The 19,483-nt window shown below is 71.7% G+C and carries 13 protein-coding genes; 10 read left to right on the top strand and 3 right to left on the bottom strand.

All coding sequences use genetic code 11. The features are described 5' to 3' along the window. Positions 1 to 98 precede the first annotated feature (98 nt). From VZQ01_RS09750 to VZQ01_RS09735, 4 genes are all read left to right on the top strand, one after another. Complete coding sequence (locus VZQ01_RS09750; RefSeq protein ID WP_426747657.1) at positions 99 to 1,928, top strand: S1C family serine protease; 1,830 nt, start codon at positions 99 to 101, stop codon at positions 1,926 to 1,928. 114 nt (positions 1,929 to 2,042) lie between these two features. Beyond that, entirely contained in the window at positions 2,043 to 2,393 is a 351-nt protein-coding gene (locus VZQ01_RS09745; protein WP_223748016.1) for a nuclear transport factor 2 family protein, read from the top strand. Between the two features lie 110 nt (positions 2,394 to 2,503). Further along, positions 2,504 to 4,357, top strand: a complete 1,854-nt coding sequence (locus tag VZQ01_RS09740; RefSeq protein ID WP_426747656.1) for a M48 family metallopeptidase — start codon at positions 2,504 to 2,506, stop codon at positions 4,355 to 4,357. Between the two features lie 152 nt (positions 4,358 to 4,509). Further along, entirely contained in the window at positions 4,510 to 5,088 is a 579-nt protein-coding gene (locus VZQ01_RS09735) for a HEAT repeat domain-containing protein (protein ID WP_223748018.1), read from the top strand. Between the two features lie 59 nt (positions 5,089 to 5,147). Here the strand turns inward: VZQ01_RS09735 and VZQ01_RS09730 are convergent, their stop codons facing one another. Further along, positions 5,148 to 5,573: an ester cyclase gene (locus tag VZQ01_RS09730; protein ID WP_223748019.1), complete on the bottom strand. Its 426-nt coding sequence runs from the start codon at positions 5,571 to 5,573 to the stop codon at positions 5,148 to 5,150. Positions 5,574 to 5,647: 74 nt separating this feature from the next. On the opposite strand from VZQ01_RS09730, the gene VZQ01_RS09725 reads away from it, so the two are divergent. Continuing rightward, positions 5,648 to 6,184: a GNAT family N-acetyltransferase gene (locus VZQ01_RS09725; RefSeq protein ID WP_426747654.1), complete on the top strand. Its 537-nt coding sequence runs from the start codon at positions 5,648 to 5,650 to the stop codon at positions 6,182 to 6,184. Here VZQ01_RS09725 and VZQ01_RS09720 read toward each other — a convergent pair. Further along, positions 6,173 to 6,598, bottom strand: coding sequence for a PaaI family thioesterase (locus VZQ01_RS09720; protein ID WP_223748021.1), 426 nt, complete (start codon positions 6,596 to 6,598; stop codon positions 6,173 to 6,175). The two genes, VZQ01_RS09725 and VZQ01_RS09720, sit on opposite strands and share 12 nt — an antisense overlap. A gap of 89 nt (positions 6,599 to 6,687) precedes the next feature. Here VZQ01_RS09720 and VZQ01_RS09715 point away from each other — a divergent pair, with 89 nt between their 5' ends. Together VZQ01_RS09715 and VZQ01_RS09710 are read left to right on the top strand one after the other, a co-directional pair. Next, positions 6,688 to 7,500, top strand: coding sequence for an aminoglycoside phosphotransferase family protein (locus VZQ01_RS09715; protein ID WP_426747653.1), 813 nt, complete (start codon positions 6,688 to 6,690; stop codon positions 7,498 to 7,500). Between the two features lie 22 nt (positions 7,501 to 7,522). After that, positions 7,523 to 8,023, top strand: a complete 501-nt coding sequence (locus VZQ01_RS09710; RefSeq protein ID WP_223784630.1) for a hypothetical protein — start codon at positions 7,523 to 7,525, stop codon at positions 8,021 to 8,023. A gap of 1 nt (position 8,024) precedes the next feature. On the opposite strand, the gene VZQ01_RS09705 is transcribed toward VZQ01_RS09710, so the two are convergent. Continuing rightward, a complete protein-coding gene (locus VZQ01_RS09705; protein ID WP_426747652.1) occupies positions 8,025 to 9,017 on the bottom strand; it encodes a phosphotransferase enzyme family protein in 993 nt (330 codons plus the stop codon). Between the two features lie 185 nt (positions 9,018 to 9,202). On the opposite strand from VZQ01_RS09705, the gene VZQ01_RS09700 reads away from it, so the two are divergent. The 3 genes from VZQ01_RS09700 (at position 9,203) to VZQ01_RS09690 (ending at position 19,410) form a co-directional block, all read left to right on the top strand. Further along, positions 9,203 to 9,334, top strand: a complete 132-nt coding sequence (locus VZQ01_RS09700; RefSeq protein WP_426747651.1) for a hypothetical protein — start codon at positions 9,203 to 9,205, stop codon at positions 9,332 to 9,334. Between the two features lie 537 nt (positions 9,335 to 9,871). After that, positions 9,872 to 16,030, top strand: a complete 6,159-nt coding sequence (locus VZQ01_RS09695) for a type I polyketide synthase (protein WP_426747650.1) — start codon at positions 9,872 to 9,874, stop codon at positions 16,028 to 16,030. A gap of 53 nt (positions 16,031 to 16,083) precedes the next feature. Continuing rightward, complete coding sequence (locus tag VZQ01_RS09690) at positions 16,084 to 19,410, top strand: non-ribosomal peptide synthetase (RefSeq protein WP_426747649.1); 3,327 nt, start codon at positions 16,084 to 16,086, stop codon at positions 19,408 to 19,410. The last annotated feature ends 73 nt before the right edge of the window (positions 19,411 to 19,483 follow it).

Below are 19,483 nucleotides of genomic sequence, written 5' to 3'. Positions count from 1 at the left end.
GGCGCGCGCGTTCGGAGGCATGATGGACGAGCGCCGTCGACCTCGCGGAGGACGCACGCGCGCCAGGAGCCACGGGCGGTGGCTGGGGGAGCGCGGGAATGTCGGAGTCGGTCGAGCTGAGGTGCCTCCGGTGTGGTGCGCCGGATGCGGGGAACGTGGCGCGATGTGTGTGCGGCGCCAGCCTCCGGGTCGATGTGGTGTTGCGGGACGCGGTGGTGGACGAACGGGCGCGCTTCGCGCTCGCCCGGGCCATCTCGCAGCTGGGCCCGCCTGCTCCCTCGTTCTCCGAGGCTCGAAGCTTGCTCGCCAGGGCGGGCGCGCCCCTGGCCCACGGTGTCTTCCGCGCCTTCGCGGAGAAGCTCCTGACGGTGCTTCGCGCCCAGGGCGCCCGCGCGGAGCTGCGCCCCTTCGTGGAGGTGGCGGTCCTCTCCGAGGAGCCCGCGAGGGGCGGTCGCCGCGCGCTCCTCGGCGTGCTGCTCCTGGTCGCCGTCGCGGTGGGCGTGTGGGTGGCCCGCTCCCCACGCTTCGCGCAGGCGCGCTCGGAGGTCCTGTCCCTCGCCTCGGGTGAAGCGCCTCCGGGCGACAAGGCCCCTGGGCCCGTGGCCCTCTCCACCGCGGAGATCTCCCGCCGCGCGGGGCCGAGCACCCTGACCCTGCGGTGTGGGAGCAAGACGGGCTCCGGCTTCTTCGTGGAGCCGGAGCTGGTGCTGACCAACGAGCACGTGGTGTGCCCGCCGGGCAAGATGATGACGGCGGTGCTCGCGGATGGGCGCGAGCTGCTCGGCGAGACGGTGGCCAGCGACGTGGACCTGGACCTCGCCACCGTCCGGGTCGTGGGCGCGAAGGCCGCGCCGCTGCCGCTGGGCGACGTCACGCGCCTGGAGCCGGGAGACCCGCTCGTCTTCATCGGCAGCCCCCAGGGGCTGGACTTCACCGTGCACGAGGGGAAGGTGGGCTACGTGGGCCGCCATTACCTGGGGACGGGCTACGTGCAGTTCAACGCCTCGGTGAACCCGGGCAACAGCGGTGGGCCGCTGCTGAACGGACAGGGCGAGGTGGTGGGCGTCGTCTCGATGAAGATCGAGAACTCGGATGGCCTGGGGCTGGCGCTGCCCATCGCCTACGCGAGCAAGCTCGTCCCGGTGCCCACCACGCCCGAGTCCACGGAGCGCTGGAAGGCGCTGCTCGAGCGCGTGGCTCGCGACGAGGCGCGCGAGGCGCAACGCTTCCAGATGGACACCGAGCAGCAGGTGCTCCTCTCCGTGCAGCGGGTCGACGGGCTGGGGCTCGTGGTGCTGGTGCTCGAGCGGTTCGACTCGCCGCCCACGTCGCTCAAGCGCCGCATGGAGCTGGAGGCGGAGGGGAAGACGTGCACGTTGGACCTGGAGTTCGAGGACTGGCGGCCGCTGAGCCAGTCCCTGGCGGCGCAGGAGGACTCGCGGCGGTTGCGCTGGTTCCTCTCGAAGGGGCTCACCCGGGGCATCCACGTCGGCGGCGCGCGGCTGCCCGTGGAGACGTGCGCGCTGCCCGCGACGGGCACGGCGTCACTGAAGGCGGGGCAGGGCAGCGGTGAGAACCTGGAGCGCATCGAGGTGTCGCTCAAGGACGTGCGGGACGCCCGCGACACGTGGAACCGCAACCCCACGGGCATCCAGCGCTGGGAGCGCGAGCGCTTCAAGCAGCGGCTGGTGGGGACGCAGTCGCGCGAGGAGGAGGAGCGGTGGCGCACGTCCTTCGGCAAGGCCCGGGCGCGCGTCGCCCGCTTCGAGGAGGAGCGCACGCGCCTGCGGCAGGACGAGGCCTCGGGCAAGCCCGTGGCCCGGCGCCAGCAGGAGGTGGAGGCGGAGCTGAAGCTGGCGAGCCAGCAGCTCTCCGAGCTGGAGCGCTACGCCACCGAGAAGAACGTGCCCGCGGAATGGCGGCGGTAGCGCGCCGCTCCGCGCGGGGGGCCGCGGAAACCTGACACAGGGCTGTCGGCGCCGAGGACCATGAATACGGTGACTCCGACACATCGACGTGTCGGCCATTCCAGGAGGTGGAGCGTGGAGAGTCCCGTGGAGGTGGTGGAGGCGTACTTCGAGGCCTGGACGACGAAGGACGAGGCGAAGCTGCGTGGGACGCTCGCCTCCGAGGTGAGCTTCGTCGGCGCGCTCGGCACGGCGCAGGGTGCCGAGGCCTGTGTGAAGGGGCTCGTCAACGGCATGTGGAAGGTGTCCCCCCGCATGCGCGTGCTGCACCGCTTCGTGGACGGCCCGGAGGTGCTGACCTGGTTCGAGATTCATCCGTACGACGGAGCGCCCACGCCCGTGGCCAACTGGTGCCACGTGGAGGAGGGACGCATCACCCACATCCGCGTCACGTTCGATCCACGCTCGATTCTCGAGAAGCGTTGACGCGAAGGTCTGGCGGGATGGGAATTCCCGGTGGCTGTCTTTCGGGGCCCTGGGAGGCCATGGTTTGCGGGAACCCATCCATGGGATAAGGGCCCTGCTTCCCACAGACCATGGCCACGACCTCTTCCGTCTCCGGTGTCCTGCGCGGTTATGTCTTGCCCGCGCTCCTGCTGTTCGCCCTTCCCGTGTTCGGGCTCTGGTTCACGGGCTACGCCAGCAACTGGTTCGACGAGCGCATCCGCTCCGCCATCTCGCAGCAGGTGATGCAGGACCGGGAGCTCGACGAGGTCCAGCGCAAGGAGGTGTTGGAGGCGTACAGCACCTTCTCCGCGGTGGAGGCGTGCATGAGCACGGACGAGGAGCGGGCGGGGTTTCGCGCGAGCTTCGGTGACGGGTGCACGGACGCGATGCAGTTCGGCTGGGCGTACCGCGGGGCGTTGGGGTTGGTGTTGTTGGGGCTCGCCTCCGCGTTGATTGCGCTGATGTGCGGGCTGGCGGCGTTCATCTCCCGGCCCATCCAGTACCTGAGCTTCGTGGTGGGCTGGAACCTGCTGCGCATCGCGACCGCGCTCCAGGTCATCGGCCAGGGGGCGCTGGCGGTGTGGCTGTCGTACTGGGTGACGGCGGTGCTGACGCAGCGCTACTCGGTGAAGCTCATCCTGGCGGTGGGGCTGATGGCGGCGGGTGCGGCGTTCCTGGTGGTGGTGGCCATCTTCAAGCGTCCGCCGATGGACTTCGAGGTGGAGGCGGAGGTCGTCGAGGAGTCGAAGGCGCCGGAGCTCTGGGCGCACGTGCGCAAGCTGTGTCAGCGGCTGCAGACGCCGCCGCCGGACCACCTGCTGGCGGGAATCGACGCGAACTTCTTCGTCACCGAGGGCGACATCCGCGTGGGAGAGCGGACGCTGCGGGGGCGCACGCTGTTCGTGAGCCTGTCGCTGCTGCGGCAGCTGGAGCGGCGCGAGGCGGAGGCGGTGCTGGCGCACGAGATGGGGCACCTGCTGGGCGGCGACACGGGACATGGCAAGCGGTTGGCGCCGATGCTGGCGCGGTTCGGCCAGTACCTGGAGGCGCTCCACGAGGGTGGGCTGACCCGGCCGGTCTACTACTTCATGCTGTCCTATCGGGGGCTGTTCGAGCTGTCGTTGGGGCGCAGCCGGCGCGCCAGTGAGTTCGCGGCGGACCGGCTCGCGGCGAGCGTCACCTCGGGGCGGGACGTGGCGCACTCGCTGGTGAAGGTGGTCGCGTACGCCAACTTCCGGGACCGCGTGGAGGCGGCGCTGTTCAACCGTGACGAGCAGCACCAGAGCGTGGCCATCGCGCAGCGGGTGGCGCATGGCTTCGCGGAGTACGCGCAGTCGGAGGCGCTGCAGGGCGATTTGAATGGCTCGGTGACGCCGCACCCGTTCGATTCGCACCCGCCGCTGTCGGCGCGGCTGGAGAACGTGGGCGTGAAGCTGTCGCCGGAGGACATGGGGCAGATGCTGGTGGAGCCGGTGACGTCCTCGTGGGCGGAGGCGTTCGAGGACGCGGACGGCATCGAGGCGCGGCTGTGGCGGGCGTACGAGTCGCGCTTCTCGAAGGCGCATGACGTGGCGCTGGCGTACCGGTACGCGCCGTCCAACGACGAGGAGCGGGAGCACGTGGAGCGGTACTTCCCGCCGATGACGTTCGAGGCGAAGGAGGAGGGCCACGAGGTCCGGCTGACCTTCGCGGAGGTGTACTGCGAGGAGTGGGCGGCGCCGGTGCACCTGGACGAGGTGACGACGGCGACCACCGAGGACCGCATGTTCAAGAAGTACCTGGACCTGCTCCTGAACGGGACGGGGGCCACGCAGGGCAAGGTGTCCATCTGCTTGAACAAGCTGAAGGACTCGGAGGCCCTGCTCGCCGCGTTCGGTCACTACCTGGGCCGCCACCGCGCCAGCAAGGAACACCAACAGAGCGCCGAGCGCGACGCGGCGTGAGGTTCCAGGGCGCCCGCCGTCGCGGCGCCAGGGTGTCAGTTCCGGAGAGGGATTTTCGCCCCATCGCGGCCTCGATGTCCGCAGGCCGCGATGCGGGGGCTCGGTGGGCTCGAAGCCCATGAACCTGGCGGCGATTCCCTTCGAGGTAGACCTTGGCCACTCAGCAGCGCCCGCGGTTGTCACCCGAGCAGCGTGACGCCGCGCTCGCGGACCTCCTCGCCTCCGAGCGGGCGCGCATCATCCCCGCGGCGAACCTCCTCTCGTCGGATCCGTCCACCATGCCCCGACTGCTCGAGTTGCTTGCGCTCGAGCGACGCGCGGACAATCGCCAGGGGATTCTCTTCGCGCTCACCTGGCATGCGGAGCCCGACGCCCTGTGGGACCTCATGATTCGGGTCCTGTCCGACCCGACGGAGGGCGAGAAGGTTCGGGGACAGGCCTCGGAGGGGCTCGCCTACATGTTCCCGCAGGTCGAGGTGGGCTCCTCGCGGTTCGAGGCCGGAGTCCAGGCCCTGCTGGCGGCACTGAAGGACTCATCGCCTGAGGTCCGCTACTGCGCGCTCTTCGCGCTCGGCGCGACAGCGCATCCGCCGCTCGTCCCCGCGATGGAAGCGATGCTCGTGGACGAGACGCCCGTGCCCGGTTGGGTCGGCACGGTGGCCACCTCGGCGGCGAATGCGCTCGAACACCTCAAGGGCAAGTCCGCGTCCCCGCACTGCGAGGGGCCGTAGGCGGAAGGCTCCTGCTGACCTTGGCGGCTCGGCTCCTCCACCTTCGCATCGCGGCGACTTCAGCGCGGAGGACGGCCGAGCTGCTGGCGCAGGTGCCCCTCCTCCACCAGCCCCCAGCGCTCGACCAACCTCCCCTCGGGGGAGAAGCGCAGCAGGTCCAGCAGCGTGTAGCTCACCGGCAGCCCGGTCGCGGCGAAGCCCATGAAAGGCCCCCGGTGGGTGGCCCGGGCGGTGATTCGACAGGCGACCTTGTCCCCCTCGGCGACCAGGTCCTCGAGCTCGAAGCGGATGTCCGGGAACGCGGCCCGCAGGCCGGCGAAGCCCTGCTTGATGCCCTCGGGCCCCGGCATCATGTCCGGGTCCGGATGGTGGTCGACGGCGTCCTGCTGGATGACGTCATCGACGACGTCGAAGTCGCCGGAGTGGATGGCCTCTTCGAGTCGGCGATAGAGCCTGCGCGCGGCGTCCTTGGTGGAGAGGGGCATGGGCTGAGGATGGGCACGTCTCCGCCGTGCGCCTTGAACGAAGCGGACATCGGCCGCGTGGCATGCTCCGTCCGATGACCCCTCCATTCCGCATCGAGTGTGGCCCCTGTGTCCTGCGCCCCTGGCGGCGCGGGGACGAGGCCTCCCTGGTCCATCACGCCAACGACCGCGAGGTGTGGCGCAACCTCCGCGACCGGTTTCCCCACCCCTACACCGCCCAGGACGCGGCGGGCTGGGTGGGCTGCGCGGGCGCGGTGTCCCCGCCTCGTGACTTCGCCATCGAGGTGGCCGGCGAGGCCGTGGGCTCCATGGGGATGATTCCCGGCACCGACATCGAGCGCCATTCCGCGGAGGTGGGGTACTGGCTCGGCCGCTCGCTGTGGGGGCGGGGCATCGTCAGCGCGGGCCTCGACGCCTTCTGCGGCTGGACCTTCGCGAACACGGACCTCCTTCGGCTCTTCGCGCTGCCCTTCGCCGACAACGCGGCGTCCTGTCGGGGGCTGGAGAAGGCGGGCTTCCAGCGCGAGGGCGTGCTGCGGCGCAGCGCCGTCAAGGACGGCGTCGTGCACGACCAGGCGCTCTATGCACGCCTGCGTCCCTCAGGGCCTTGAGCCACCGTGCGAGGCAGGGGGAATGGCATACGTCCCCACCGCGTGGGCCACGGGCTCCGGCAGGCCCTCCGAGTACAGCGACACCTCGCCCACCGCGAGGCTCCGCCCCACCTTGAGCAACGTGCACACGCCGATGATGCGGCGGTCCGCGGAGGGCTTGCGCATGAAGTTGAAGCTCAGGCTCGTCGTCACGGCGAGCGGGACGAGGCCAATCTCGCCCAGCAGGGCCACGTAGAGCGCCACGTCCGCGGTGGCCATCAGCACCGGGCCGGACACCGTGCCGCCGGGCCGAAGCTCACCGGGGCCCACCTCGTGCGCGACGGTGGCGCTCCGGTGGCCCACCTCCAGGATTCGCACGCGCGTCTGGGGGAATTCGGCGGTGATGAAGTCCGACAGCTCACGCAGGGTCGCCATGTCGCGAGTGTGAGCGAAACCCGCGCGCGTGAGTAGCGGTGCTGACGTGGCCGCACGGCGCGTGGCGCACGGGGCCTTATGCTTGGCCCATGTTCGACGAATTCCTGCGCCGCTGGTCCCTGACACCGGAGGGCGGGCCCATCGTCACCCCGGGTGCGCGGCTGCTCCCGGTGCGCTGGCGGCAAACGCCCGCGATGCTCAAGCTCGCGCTGGACGCGGAGGAGCAACACGGCGCCCGGGTGATGACGTGGTGGGCGGGAGACGGCGCCGCGCGCGTGTTCGCGGCGGAGGGCCACGCGCTGCTGCTGGAGCGCGCGGAGGGCGCCCGTTCACTCACCCAGATGGCGCGGGGTGGCGAGGATGACGAGGCGTGCCGCATCCTCTGCGCGGTCGCGGACAGGCTGCATGCGCCTCGTTCGACGCCGCCTCCGGAGGACCTGGTTCCGCTGCCGCGCTGGTTCGAACCCCTGGCGCTCGCCGCTGCCACGCACGGGGGTGCGTTCACCCGCTCGGCCCAGGCCGCGCGCGAGGTGCTCGCGACGCCGGCGCCATCCGTCGTGCTGCATGGCGACCTGCACCACGACAACGTCCTGGACTTCGGCGCACGAGGCTGGCTGGCCATCGACCCGAAGCGGCTGCTGGGTGCGCGAGGCTTCGACTTCGCCAACATCTTCACCAACCCGGACATGGCCAACCCCGAGCTGCCCCTGGCGGTCCTCCCGGAGGTCTTCCAGCGCCGCGTCCAGGGGGTGTCCGAGGCCTCGGGGATGGAGCGCGGGCTGTTGCTGCGCTGGGTGCTCGCGTGGACGGGGCTGTCCGCGGCCTGGCTGGTGGAGGAGGGAGCGGACGCGACCGTGGACCTGCGCGTCGCGGCGCTGGCGGCGGCCGCGCTGGGGCGTTGACGGCGTGGTATGTCATTGCGCCATGAACCTCTCACGGTGGTTGTTGGCGGGCATGGGCATGGCGGTCCTGGCGTCCGGCTGCGGCGGGCGTCGCAGCCACCCCAAGGTGGACTTCGCCCAGATGGGGCCGTCCCTGAACGCGAAGCGCTACGCGAACCTGGAGAAGCTCGCGGCGAAGGACCTCAAGTGCGCCGAGGAGCTGACGCCCACCTACCTCGGGGAGAACCAGTACCAGATGTCCGGCTGCAACGCGGAGGGCGTCTACGAGCTGCGCTGCCGCGTCGGGCAGTGCGGCTGGGTTCCCGACGTGCGGGCCCGCGCGGAGTTCGACCTGGGCTGTCCGCGCTCGCAGCTGAGCGCCACGAGAATCGACGACGCCACCGCGGGCGTCACGGGCTGTGGCAAGCGCGCCACCTACAGGGCCCTGGGAAGGACATATGGCGTCAACTGGGTGTTGAACTCGGCGGTGACCGAGGACTCGAGCCCCGCCGCGGACACCGCGGGCGCCGCCGCGCCGCTCTGATTCACAGCGCCGCCCAGGACCGCTCGGCCCTGGCGACGACGTTGTCCTCGTCGAACTGCGCGGTGAAGTACCCCAGCCAGCGCGCCCGCTCGGACGCGTCGCCGCCTTCGCCCAGGAGCAGGTCGCTCAGCTCCAGCAGGTCGACGACGATTCGCTCGTGGCGACAGGCGCACAGCCGCCGCCGGTCCACCGGGACGTCCCCGTAGCCGGCCATGAACGCGGCCACCTCCTCGTCGCGGGTGCCAATCCCTCCCACACCCGCGCCGATGAACATGAGGTCCACCTCCCGGGGCCCTCGCGTCGCGGAGTCCCAGTCGACGACGGTGAGCGCGTCATCGCCCACGAGCAGGTTCCCCGCGTGCAGGTCCGCGTGGCACGGCACGGCCTGCTCCGCGGAGCCGCGGACGCTCCCCGCGAGCACGGCCGCGCGCTGGAGCACCGTCGCGATGCGCCCCGCGTGTCGGGTCCACGCGTCGACCAGCGGCGCCGTGGCCGCCGTGGTGAGCGCACCGCGGAGCATCGCCTCGTGCCGGGCCCGCGCGGCCTCGAGCGGCGGGGCGTCCGGCTCCGGGAGCGCCGCGTGCAGCTCCGGCGGCAGGCGCGCCTCGTGGACGCGCCGCAGGGCCTGGCCCAGGCGCTGCCAGTGCTCGGTGGTGGGCGGCCGCTCGAAGCCGCTCGGCGCGTCGATGAAGGGGTAGAGCGTCCAGCCCACGTCCTCGGCGCGCGGCGCGAGCTCCCCGCTCAGCGAGGACATCGGGGCGGACACCTCCCGCACGCCTTCCCGATGGTGGAGATGCCACGCCAGTCGGAGCCGCGCGTCCGACCACCTCCGCCGCAGCTTGAGGAGCCAGGGCGCGCCCCGCCGGGTGGTGACCTTCAGCACCCGCGCGTCCGAATCCAGGCCCGCCGTGAGCGGCTCGAGCGCCGAGATTTCCAGGCCGTGGTGCTCGTGGAGCACCCGGGCGCAGCGTTCCTCGTCGGGCCAGGCGGTCATCGGATGAGTGTCGCAAAGCCCCGCGAGCCGCCGTGGCCTCATCGCAACCAGTGTTCATCAGCACGCCCGTGGACAGGGGAGGGGACCGCCCGCGCGCGGACTTTTCCAGCCCGCCTGGACGCCCTGGGAGCACTGTTGGAAGGGCCCGAAGAGACCGAAGCCCCCACCCCACCCCGGAGGAAGAGATGAACACGCCCGTCGTCCACAAGAGCTTCCCCCTCGAGCGCACGTGCCCCGCCAACGCCGCGCGCGTCTTCAATGAGGGCACCCGCGAGCTGCTCGAGGCGCTGGCCCGGGAGCTCGAGCCGCACGACTGAGTTGACGTGGCGTTCAGGTCACCGGGCCTCGAGCCCGACCTCGCTCGGCCCGAGTCATGACTCCAGGTCAGGAACAAGCGTGGCCTTTCGCGGCGCCTTGTTGCCTGCCCGCCAAATACTGCTCATGCGCAATCACATCCAATCGGAGGTCGAGAGTCAGTTGTAGCTTGCGAGGCTACAGCGCTGGAACTGCTCCAGAATGGCTCGGTTCGAGCCCTCCGGGATGGCTCGCCGGACCCACCTGGAGAGTCCCGTCCACGGGGGCTTGTCAGAGGGGCGTTGCATGGTGTCGCCCTCGAGGGTGGCGACCGGGTGCTCGCGGGAAATCTCAGGGGGTCCTGAGGAAGAAAAGGGCCCTCGTGCGTTCAGGGTGGCGCGGAATTCATGCGTGAATTTCTCGCAACGAGGACTCCCTGATTCCTTCGGAAGATTCGCCCAATCCGCTGTCACTGGAAGATCTGAAAGCATGATTTGAATCCGAATAGGACATGCTACTGTGTGTTTGGGGAACACGCGCTTCATCAGGGGCTGAAGTCGATGGATACAGGGGGCCAGGAGTTGCAAGGCATTGCCTTGATTGGCATGGCAGGGCGCTTTCCGGGGGCAGAGAGCGCTCTTCAACTGTGGGAGAATCTCATCGGTGGTGTCGACTCCATCTCGCGGTTTCGCGATGAGGAGTTGTTGGCCGCGGGCGTGCCGGCGGAGGTGTTGCGCAATCCGGCCTACGTGCGCGCCAAGGGCGTCATCGCGGACGCGGACTGCTTCGACGCGGGCTTCTTCGACTTCAGCCCGAGGGAGGCGCAGCTGCTGGACCCGCAGCAGCGGGTGTTCCTGGAGAGCGCGTGGGCCGCGTTCGAGGACGCGGGCTATGACCCGACCCGTCTGACGGGGATGCCGGTGGGCGTCTTCGGTGGGGTGGGGCTCAACAGCTACCTCTATACGCACCTGGCGCGTCCTGGCGTGCCGGTGCCGCTCGAGGAGTTCTTCGCGGCCTTCATCTCCAACGACAAGGACTTCCTGTCCACGCGGGTCTCCTACAAGTTGAACCTGCGGGGTCCGAGCCTCACGGTGCAGACGGCGTGCTCCACGTCGCTGGTGGCCGTGCACCTGGCGTGTCAGAGCCTGTTGAGCTTCGAGTCGGACATGGCGCTCGCGGGCGGGGCGGCCGTCACGCTGCCCCTGCGCACCGGCTACCTGCACAACCCGAACTTCATCCTGTCCAAGGACGGCGCCACGCGGACGTTCGACGCGCGGGCGGGCGGCACCGTCTTCAGCCATGGCGTGGGCTGTGTGGTGCTCAAGCGGCTGGAGGACGCCGTGCGGGACGGCGACGCCATCTACGCGGTCATCAAGGGCAGCGCCGTCAACAACGATGGCGCCTCGAAGGTGGGCTACACCGCGCCGAGCGTGGACTCGCAGGCGGAGGTGATTCGCACCGCGTACACGCTGGCGGACGTGGACCCCGCGAGCGTGGCGTACGTGGAGGCGCACGGCACCGCCACGCCCATGGGAGACCCCATCGAGGTCGCCGCGCTGACGCGGGCCTTCGCCTCGGAGGGGCCCCGAGAGACGCCGTTCCTGTTGGGCTCGGTGAAGTCGAACCTGGGCCACACCGACGCGGCGGCGGGGGTCGCCGGGTTGATGAAGGTGGCGCTCTCGCTGCGCCACGGCGCCATCCCTCCGTCGCTGCACTTCGAGAAGCCCAACCCGCACCTGGACCTGGAGTCGGGCAACTTCCGCGTCGTCACCCAGCCCACGCCCTGGCCCGAGCTGGGCGCGCCCCGGCGCGCCGGCGTGAGCGCGTTCGGCATCGGCGGCACCAACGCCCACGTGGTGCTGGAGGAGGCTCCGGCCCAGGAGTCCATGCCGGCGAGCCAGGGCGAGCAGTTGCTGGTGTTGTCCGCGCGGACGCCCGAGGCGCTGGAGCGCGCCCGGCTGCGGCTGGCCGGGCACCTGCGCCGGGAGCCCTCGGTGGACCTGGGGGACGTGGCCTTCACGCTGGCGATGGGGCGCAAGCTCCTGCCGTACCGCGCCTCGCTGGTCGCGGCGGACGTGGCCCAGGCGGCCGGGGCGCTGGAGGCGAGGCTCCCGGTGGAGCCGGTGGCGGCCCGACAGACGCCGGTGGCGTTCCTGTTCCCGGGGCAGGGCTCGCAGTACGCGTCCATGGGGCGCGGGCTGTACGAGACGGAGCCGGAGTACCGCGACACGGTGGACCGCTGCGCGGCGCTGCTCCGGCCGCACCTGGGGCTGGATCTGCGCGAGGTGCTCCACGCGGAGGCCAGCGACGCGGCGACGGAGCGGCTGGCGCGCACGGAGCTGACGCAGCCCTCGCTCTTCGTCGTCGAGTACGCGCTGGCGCGGCTGCTCATGTCCCGGGGCGTGGAGCCCTCGGCGATGCTCGGCCACAGCGTGGGGGAGTGGGTGGCCGCGTGCCTCGCGGGCGTCTTCCCGCTGGAGGACGGGCTGCGGCTCATCGCGCTGCGCGGCAAGCTGATGCAGGCGTTGCCGCCGGGGAAGATGCTCTCGGTGCCGCTGCCTCGCGAGGAGGTGCGGAGCCTGCTGAACGAGCGGCTGTCGCTGGCCGCGGTGAACGGCCCGGCCTCCTGCGTGGTGGCGGGTCATCCCGAGGCGGTGGACGCGCTGGCGGCGACGCTGTCGGGCCGGGGCGTCCAGGCGCGCGCGCTGCGCACCTCGCACGCGTTCCACTCGTACATGGTGGATGACGCGCTGGCGGCGTTCCGCCGGGTGGTGGAGCAGGTGACGCTGTCCGCGCCGCGCATCCCGTTCGTCTCCAACCTCACCGGGCGCTTCATCACCCCCGCGGAGGCCACGTCACCCGACTACTGGGTGCGCCACATGCGCGAGGCGGTGGAGTTCGCCCGGGGCGTGGGCACGCTCTTGCGCGAGGAGCGCGTGTTGCTGGAGGTGGGGCCGGGCAACGGGCTCGGCGCGCTGGCGCGGATGCTCCCCGAGAAGGGCGCCACGGCCACCATCCTGTCGACGATGCGCCACCCGAAGGCCGCGGCCCATGACGGCCGGGTGCTGCTGGAGACGCTGGGGCGGCTGTGGGAGGCCGGTGGCGCGCTGGACCTCGCGGCCCTGTGGCGCGAGGCGCCTCGTCGCCGCGTCCACCTGCCGACCTATCCCTTCGAGCGTCAGCGCCACTGGGTGGAGGCTCCCACGGAGGCGCCCGTCGCCGCCGCGCGCGATGCGCACGAGGGCCTGTTCCACGTCACCACGTGGGCCCCGCTGCCGCGTCCGTCGCCGCGCGCTCGCGTCGAGGGGGAGCGGTGGCTCTGGTTCCTGGACGACTCGGAGCTGGCGCGGGAGGCGCTCGCGAAGCTGGGCGTCGCGGCGGCCCTCGTCACGCGCGTGGAGTCGGGGGACGTGTTCGAGCGGCGGGAGGACGGGCTCTATCGCCTGCGCCCCGGCAGCCGCGAGGACCACCAGCGCTTGGTGGAGGCGCTGGCGAAGGAAGGCCGGCTCCCGGACCGCGTGGTGCATGCCTGGAGCGTGACGGGGCCCTCGGAGGTCTCCCTCACGCCCTCGACGCTGGGACCCGCGCAGGAGCGGGGGCTCTACAGCCTGTTGTGGCTGGCGCAGGCGCTCGGTGAGCGTGGCGGTGGACGGCCCGTGGCGCTGGTGGCCGTGGCCGACGGTGTCCACGCGGTGGTGGAGGGTGAGCGCGAGCGGCCGGAGAAGGCGACGCTGCTGGGCGCGTGCCGGGGCATCTCGCTGGAGGTGCCGGGGCTGACGTGCCGGCTGGTGGATGTGGCCGCGACGCCCTCGGAGGGCCTGGCGCGGGCGCTCGTGGACGAGCTCTCCGCCGAGGAGACGGCGGGCGTGGTGGCCCTGCGTGGAGCGCAGCGCTGGGGGCCGCGCGTCTCGCCCGTGGCGTTGCCGGCGACGGAGGCCTCCGGAGCGGAGTCGCCGCTCCCCGGGCGCACGTGGCTCATCACCGGTGGGCTCGGCGGCATGGGGCTCGTCTTCGCGGAGCACCTGGCGCGCACGCGGCAGGCCCGGTTGGTGCTGCTGGGGCGCTCGGTGCCCCGGCGGGACTCGGGGGAGCTCCACGGTGAGGACCGGGAGCGGCTGGAGAAGCTCGAGGCCCTGGAGCGGCTGGGGGCCGAGGTGCTGCCCCTGGCGGTGGACGTGGGCGACGAGGCCCAGCTCGCCTCGGCGCTGGCGAGGGCCCGGGAGTGCTTCGGTCGCATCGAGGGCGTCCTCCACGCGGCGGGCGTGCCGGGGGGCGGCGCGCTCCAGCTCCAGACGCGCGAGCAGGTGGAGGCCGTGTTCCGGCCGAAGGTGCTCGGGGCGCTGCACCTGGGGCGGCTGTTGGCGGCCGACCCTCCGGACACCTTCGTCCTGTGCTCCTCCGTGACGAGCCTGCGCGGCGAGCCGGGGCAGGTGGCCTACGCGGCCGCGAACGCCTTCCTGGACGGCTACGCCCACCTGCTGCGCTCGACAGGGCTGCGCGCCGTGTCCGTCGGCTGGGACACGTGGGGCGAGGCGGGCATGGCCGTGGCGGCGCTGCGCGGCGCGGGCGCCCGTTCGACGCGGGGCCTGCTGCCGGGGCACCCGCTGCTGGGCATGCGCCGCGTGGAGGGCGAGGACCTCGTCTACACGCAGGTGATGGCGCCCGAGCTGCAGTGGGTGCTCGATGAGCACCGGGTGCTCGGTCAGCCGTTGATGCCCGGCACGGGCTACCTGGAGATGGTCGTCTCCGCGCTGACGGCGGAGCGGCCGGGCATGGCGGTGGAGCTGAGCGACGTCGTCTTCGTGACGCCGCTCACGGTGATGCCGGGAGAGCGCCGCGAGGTGCGGCTGGTGCTGAGTCCTTCGGGCGAGCGCCTTCGCTTCCGCGTCCAGAGCCGCCCCGCCTCTTCGCGCGAGGACGTGTGGCAGGAGCACGTGCTGGGCACCGCGCGCTGGACGGAGGGCGCCGCTCGGGCCCACCCGCTGGCGCAGGCGGAGTCTCGGTGCACCGATGCCCTGGAGTCCGCGCAGTCGCTGATGGGGGACGCCGACGAGCACCACATCTTCTTCGGCCCGCGCTGGACGACGGTGGACTCGCGGCTGTTCTTCGGCGGGCGGGAGCTGCTGGCGACCTTCTCCCTGTCGGAGGCGTACCGGGAGGAGCTGGGCGTCTACCGGTTCCACCCCGCGCTGCTCGACGTGGTGACGGGGTACTCGCGGCTCCTGGAGCTGCGCGAGAAGGGCACGGCGGGCGCGGCGGCCCAGGGGCTCTTCCTGCCGCTGACCTACCGTCGGCTGACCGTGCACGGGCCCGTCCCCGCGCGCGTGCGGGTGCACACGCGGTGGCGGCATGACACCGAGGACGCGGCGTCGCTGCGCGTGTTCGACATCACCCTGATGGACGAGCAGGGCGGGGTGGTGGTGGACGTGGAGGGCTTCACCCTCAAGCGGCTCGACGACATGCACCAGACGTTCTCCTCGCCGACGGCGGAGGGGACTCCGGGTGTCGCTACGCCCGGGCGCCTCACGCTGCCCGGCGCGCTGAGCAACCAGGAGGGCGTGGAGGCCCTCACGCGCATCCTCGCGGGCTTCGAGGGCGCGCACGTCTACGTGTCCCGCGCGCCCCTCCAGGCCCGCGCCGCCCAGCGCCCCGAGAGCACCGCCTCCCGGAAGCAGGGCGCGAAGGCGCCGCGTCCCGCGCAGCGCACGGCCTACGTGGCGCCGCGCGACGAGGTGGAGACGCAGGTGTGCGAGGCGCTGGCGGAGCTGTTGGGCGTGGAGGCCGTGGGCATCCACGACAACTTCTACGACCTGGGCCTCAACTCGCTCCTGATGGTGCAGCTGAGCGCGCGGCTGCGGGAGCGGCTCGACGTGCAGCTGTCGCTCAACGCGCTGTTGGAGCACTCCTCCGCGGCGCAGATTGGCGCGCAGGTGTCCGCCACCCGGCCCTCGTCGACCTCCGCTCCGGCGGCGCCGAGCGAGCCCGCGCTGCCCGCTGGCGTGGTGCGCTTGCAGCGGGGCGTGCCCGGACGCACGCCGCTGTTCTGCATCCACCCCGCGGGCGGCTCGGTGTTCGGCTTCCTGCCCCTGGTGCGGCACCTGGACAAGGAGCAGCCGGTGTACGGCATCCAGGCGCGCGGCGTGGAGGGCGAGGTGCCGCCCGACACCCGCATCGAGGACATGGCGCTGCACTACCTGGAGCTGGTGCGGGGCCTCCAGCCCGAGGGCCCCTACCTGTTCTGCGGCTCCTCCATGGGCGGCACCGTGGCCTTCGACATGGCCCGCAGGCTGACGGCGCTGGGCCAGCGCGTGGACCTCCTGGCGATGCTCGACACGCCCTCGGATGACGGGGGCACGGTGCGCCACTCGGAGCCGGTGACGGACGACTTCGTCCTCGACTACGTGAAGAAGCTCTCGCCGGAGATGTCCGACGCCTTCGTCCGGATGAACCAGGAGAACGGCGGCAGCTTCCTGCGCCTGTGGCGCGCGCACAACGAGGCCTTGCTGCGCTACGCGGCCCAGCCGGTCGACACCCGCATCCTCTACTTCCGGGCCAGTGTCCGGGACCACCTCATCCCCCACCATCCGGAGTACGGCTGGATTGGGAAGGCCCGAGGCGGCATCGAAATCCACGAGGTGGAAGGCAATCACCTCACCATGAGTCTGGAGCCTCACGTCGCGAGACTCGCCTCGCTGCTTCGCGAGCGCCTCGCGTCCTGAGCGTCCACAGCCTCCCGAATCCATTGCTCGCCGTCGGCGAGGAGAGCCGAGTCATGTCTCGAGACACCGAATCGATGTCCCTGGAGGAGAAGAAGCAGCTGCTGAAGCGCCTCTTGGCGCGACAGGACGCGGCCCCGCGGGTGGCGGCGGTGCAGGAGCCCTTCGCCCTCTCCTACGGCCAGGCCGCGCTGTTCCACCTGCACCAGTCCGACCCGGACAACCACGCGTACCACACGCTGTTCTCCTTCCGCGTGCACGGCCCGCTGGACGTGGAGGCCCTGCGCCGCGCGGCCGAGGCGCTGGTGGAGCGGCACGAGGTGCTGCGCACCACCTACGGCGTCAGCGATGACGGGCGGCTGCTCCAGCGCGTCCAGGAGAAGGGCACGCTCCCCTTCACCCTGAATGACTCGCGCGGCGTGTCCCCGGCGGAGGTGCGCCGCCGCCTCATCGAGGAGGTGCGCAAGCCCTTCGACTTGACGACGGGGCCGGTGGCCCGGCTGAGCGTCACCCGCGTGGACGGCGGCGAGCACCTGGTGGTCTTCACCCAGCACCACGTCTCCAACGACGCGCGGGCGCTGCAGGTGCTCCAGCGGGAGCTGCTCGAGCTCTACGGTCAGCTCGTCACCGGGGGCACGGCGAGCCTGCCGGCGCCTCGCACGCAGTACCGCCAGTTCGTGGAGTGGGAGCAGGCGCTGCTCGGCGGTCCTCGTGGCGAGGTGCTGGAGCGCTACTGGAAGGAGCGCCTCGCGGGAGCGCCTCCCGCGCTGGAGCTGCCCACGGACAAGCCCCGGCCCGCGGAGCAGGGCTGCCACGGTGACACCGTCATCCACGAGCTGGACCGGGGGCTGGTTCGCCGCGCGGAGGCCCGGGCGCGTGAGCAGGGCGTGACGCTGTACACCTTCCTGCTCGCGTGCTTCCACGTGCTGCTGTCGCGGCACACCGGCCAGCGCGACGTGCTGGTGGGGACGCCCACCAACACGCTCATGTCCGCGGAGGACGCGGCGCTGCAGGAGGTCGTCGGCTACGCCGTCAACCCCGTGGTGGTGCGCTCCTCGGTGGACGAGGGGCTGGGCTTCGGCGCCTTCGCGCGCGAGCTGCAGAAGCGGGTGCTGGAGGCGCTGGAGCACCAGGCGTACCCGTTCCCGCAGCTGGTGGCGAAGCTGGGCGGGCCCCGGGACGCGTCGCGCCCGCCGGTCTTCCAGGTGATGTTCAACTACCTGCCGGTCAGCGACCGCGACCCGCTGGCGATGCTCGGCCTGTCCGTGGACGAGGGCCGCACGTTCCAGGTGCACGGGCTGACGCTGTCGCCGTACGTGCTGCCGCAGCAGGAGGCCCAGTTCGACGTGGGCATGGAGTGCCTGAAGCTGGGCGAGCGGCTGGTGCTGGCGCTGCACTACAACGCGGACCTCTTCCTGGCGCGGACCGCGCGCCGGCTGCTGGAGCGCTTCGAGTGCCTGCTGGCGGACGCGGTGGAGCGCCCGTCGGCCACGTGTGACGCGCTGGAGGTGGTGTCCGCGTCCGAGCGCGAGGAGCTGCTGCTGGGCTTGAACCCCCGGCCGATGGACTGGGTGGACGGGCCTTCCATGGTGGACCTGGTGGAGGAGCAGGTGCGCCGCACGCCGGACGCCGTGGCGCTGTCGGTGGGGGACACGCACCTGACGTACCGCGAGCTGAACGCGCGGGCCAACCGGCTGGCGCACTACCTGCGCGCGCACCATGGGGCCGGCCCGGACGTGCTGGTGGGGCTGATGGTGGACCGCACCGAGTGGCTGCTCATCGGCACGCTCGGCATCCTCAAGTCCGGCGCGGCCTACGTGCCCATCGACCCGGCGTACCCGGCCGAGCGCGTGCGCTACCTGCTGCAGGACAGCAGCAGCCGCGTCCTGCTCACCGAGCCGCAGCTCCTGGAGACGGCGCGCCAGGGCTCGCCCGCGGGGTGCGTGGACATCACCACCGCGCGGGGGGACTCGGACGAGGACATGGCGCACCGTCCCGGCTGCGAGGACCTGGCGTACGTCATCTACACGTCCGGCTCCACGGGCCGGCCAAAGGGCACGCTCATCGAGCACCACAGCGCGGTGTCCTTCCTGCGCTGGTGCCAGACGGAGTTCCGCGCGGCGGACTTCGACGTCACCTTCTTCGGCACGTCGTACTGCTTCGACCTGTCCATCTTCGAGATGTTCTACACGCTGTCGGTGGGGCGGCGGGTCCGCCTGCTGCGCAACAGCCTGCAGATCTCCGAGTACCTGGACAGCGAGTCGCGCATCCTCGTGAACACGGTGCCCTCCGTGGTGAAGGAGCTGCTCGCGGCGGGCGCGGACCTGGGCAACGTCACCGTGCTGAACATGGCGGGCGAGCCCATCCCGCAGAGCGTGATGTCCCAGCTGGAGGGCCTGCCCATCCAGGTGCGCAACCTGTACGGCCCCAGCGAGGACACGACGTACAGCACCTGCTACCGCTTCCCGGGCGACGACCCGAAGGTGCTCATCGGCAAGCCGCTGGCGAACACGCGCGTCTACATCCTCGACAAGGACCTGCGGCTGGTGCCCCGGGGCGTGCCCGGCGAGCTGTGCCTGTCGGGGGACGGCCTGGCGCGTGGGTACCTGGACCGGCCGGACCTGACGGCCGAGCGCTTCGTGCCGGACCCGTTCATGCCCGGTCGGCGCATGTACCGCACGGGTGACGTGGCGCAGTGGCGCGCGGATGGGAACCTCGACTACCTGGGCCGGCGCGATGACCAGGTGAAGCTCAACGGCTACCGCATCGAGCTGGGTGAAATCGAGGTGGCGCTGTCGAAGCACCCCGCCACGCGCGAGGTGCTGGTGCTGGCCAGGCCCGGGCCCTCGCGGGACATGGAGCTGGTGGCCTGGCTGGTGTGCTCCGAGAAGGTGGAGCCGCGCGAGCTGCGGGCGTTCCTGGAGCAGCGCCTGCCGCGCTTCATGGTGCCGGGGCACTTCGTGTTCCTGGACGCGTTCCCGCTCACGCCGAACGGGAAGATCGACAAGAAGGCGCTGGCGGCGCCGGTGGCCGCGGCCTCCCGGAGCGCGATGCCTCCCGTCGCGCCTCGCAGCGAGCTGGAGCGCGCGCTGCACGAGCTGTGGGGTCACGCGCTGCGCGGCGCGCACTTCGGCATCGACGACAACTTCTTCGACGTGGGCGGCAGCTCGCTGCACCTGACGCAGATCCACATGTCGTTGCAGCGGCGGCTGGGCCGGAAGATGCCGATGACGGAGCTGTACCGCTTTCCGACCATCCGCGCGCTGGCCGAGTACCTGGACCGGGGTCCCGAGAAGCAGGCCGAGCCGTCGAACGACGAGCGGGCCGAGCGCCTGCGCAAGCAGGAGCAGTTCTTCCGGGCGCGCAAGGCGCGTCGGAGCTGAGTCACCCCGAGGCACGGGCCGACGAGGCCCGACGTGAAGGTTCATGGCCCCGGCGTGGGCGGAAGAGGCGTGG

Origin of the sequence: Myxococcus faecalis, assembly GCF_050039385.1 — a bacterium.
Lineage (GTDB): Bacteria > Myxococcota > Myxococcia > Myxococcales > Myxococcaceae > Myxococcus > Myxococcus fulvus.
This window is presented reverse-complemented; position numbering and strand designations above follow the sequence as displayed.

Coding starts and splice junctions, on each gene's coding strand:
- VZQ01_RS09750 (WP_426747657.1), top strand. CDS start 99: ATGTCGGAGTCGGTCGAGCTGAGGTGCCTCCGGTGTGGTGCGCCGGAT.
- VZQ01_RS09740 (WP_426747656.1), top strand. CDS start 2,504: ATGGCCACGACCTCTTCCGTCTCCGGTGTCCTGCGCGGTTATGTCTTG.
- VZQ01_RS09730 (WP_223748019.1), bottom strand. CDS start 5,573: ATGCCCCTCTCCACCAAGGACGCCGCGCGCAGGCTCTATCGCCGACTC.
- VZQ01_RS09725 (WP_426747654.1), top strand. CDS start 5,648: ATGACCCCTCCATTCCGCATCGAGTGTGGCCCCTGTGTCCTGCGCCCC.
- VZQ01_RS09720 (WP_223748021.1), bottom strand. CDS start 6,598: ATGGCGACCCTGCGTGAGCTGTCGGACTTCATCACCGCCGAATTCCCC.
- VZQ01_RS09715 (WP_426747653.1), top strand. CDS start 6,688: ATGTTCGACGAATTCCTGCGCCGCTGGTCCCTGACACCGGAGGGCGGG.
- VZQ01_RS09710 (WP_223784630.1), top strand. CDS start 7,523: ATGAACCTCTCACGGTGGTTGTTGGCGGGCATGGGCATGGCGGTCCTG.
- VZQ01_RS09705 (WP_426747652.1), bottom strand. CDS start 9,017: ATGACCGCCTGGCCCGACGAGGAACGCTGCGCCCGGGTGCTCCACGAG.
- VZQ01_RS09700 (WP_426747651.1), top strand. CDS start 9,203: ATGAACACGCCCGTCGTCCACAAGAGCTTCCCCCTCGAGCGCACGTGC.
- VZQ01_RS09695 (WP_426747650.1), top strand. CDS start 9,872: ATGGATACAGGGGGCCAGGAGTTGCAAGGCATTGCCTTGATTGGCATG.
- VZQ01_RS09690 (WP_426747649.1), top strand. CDS start 16,084: ATGTCTCGAGACACCGAATCGATGTCCCTGGAGGAGAAGAAGCAGCTG.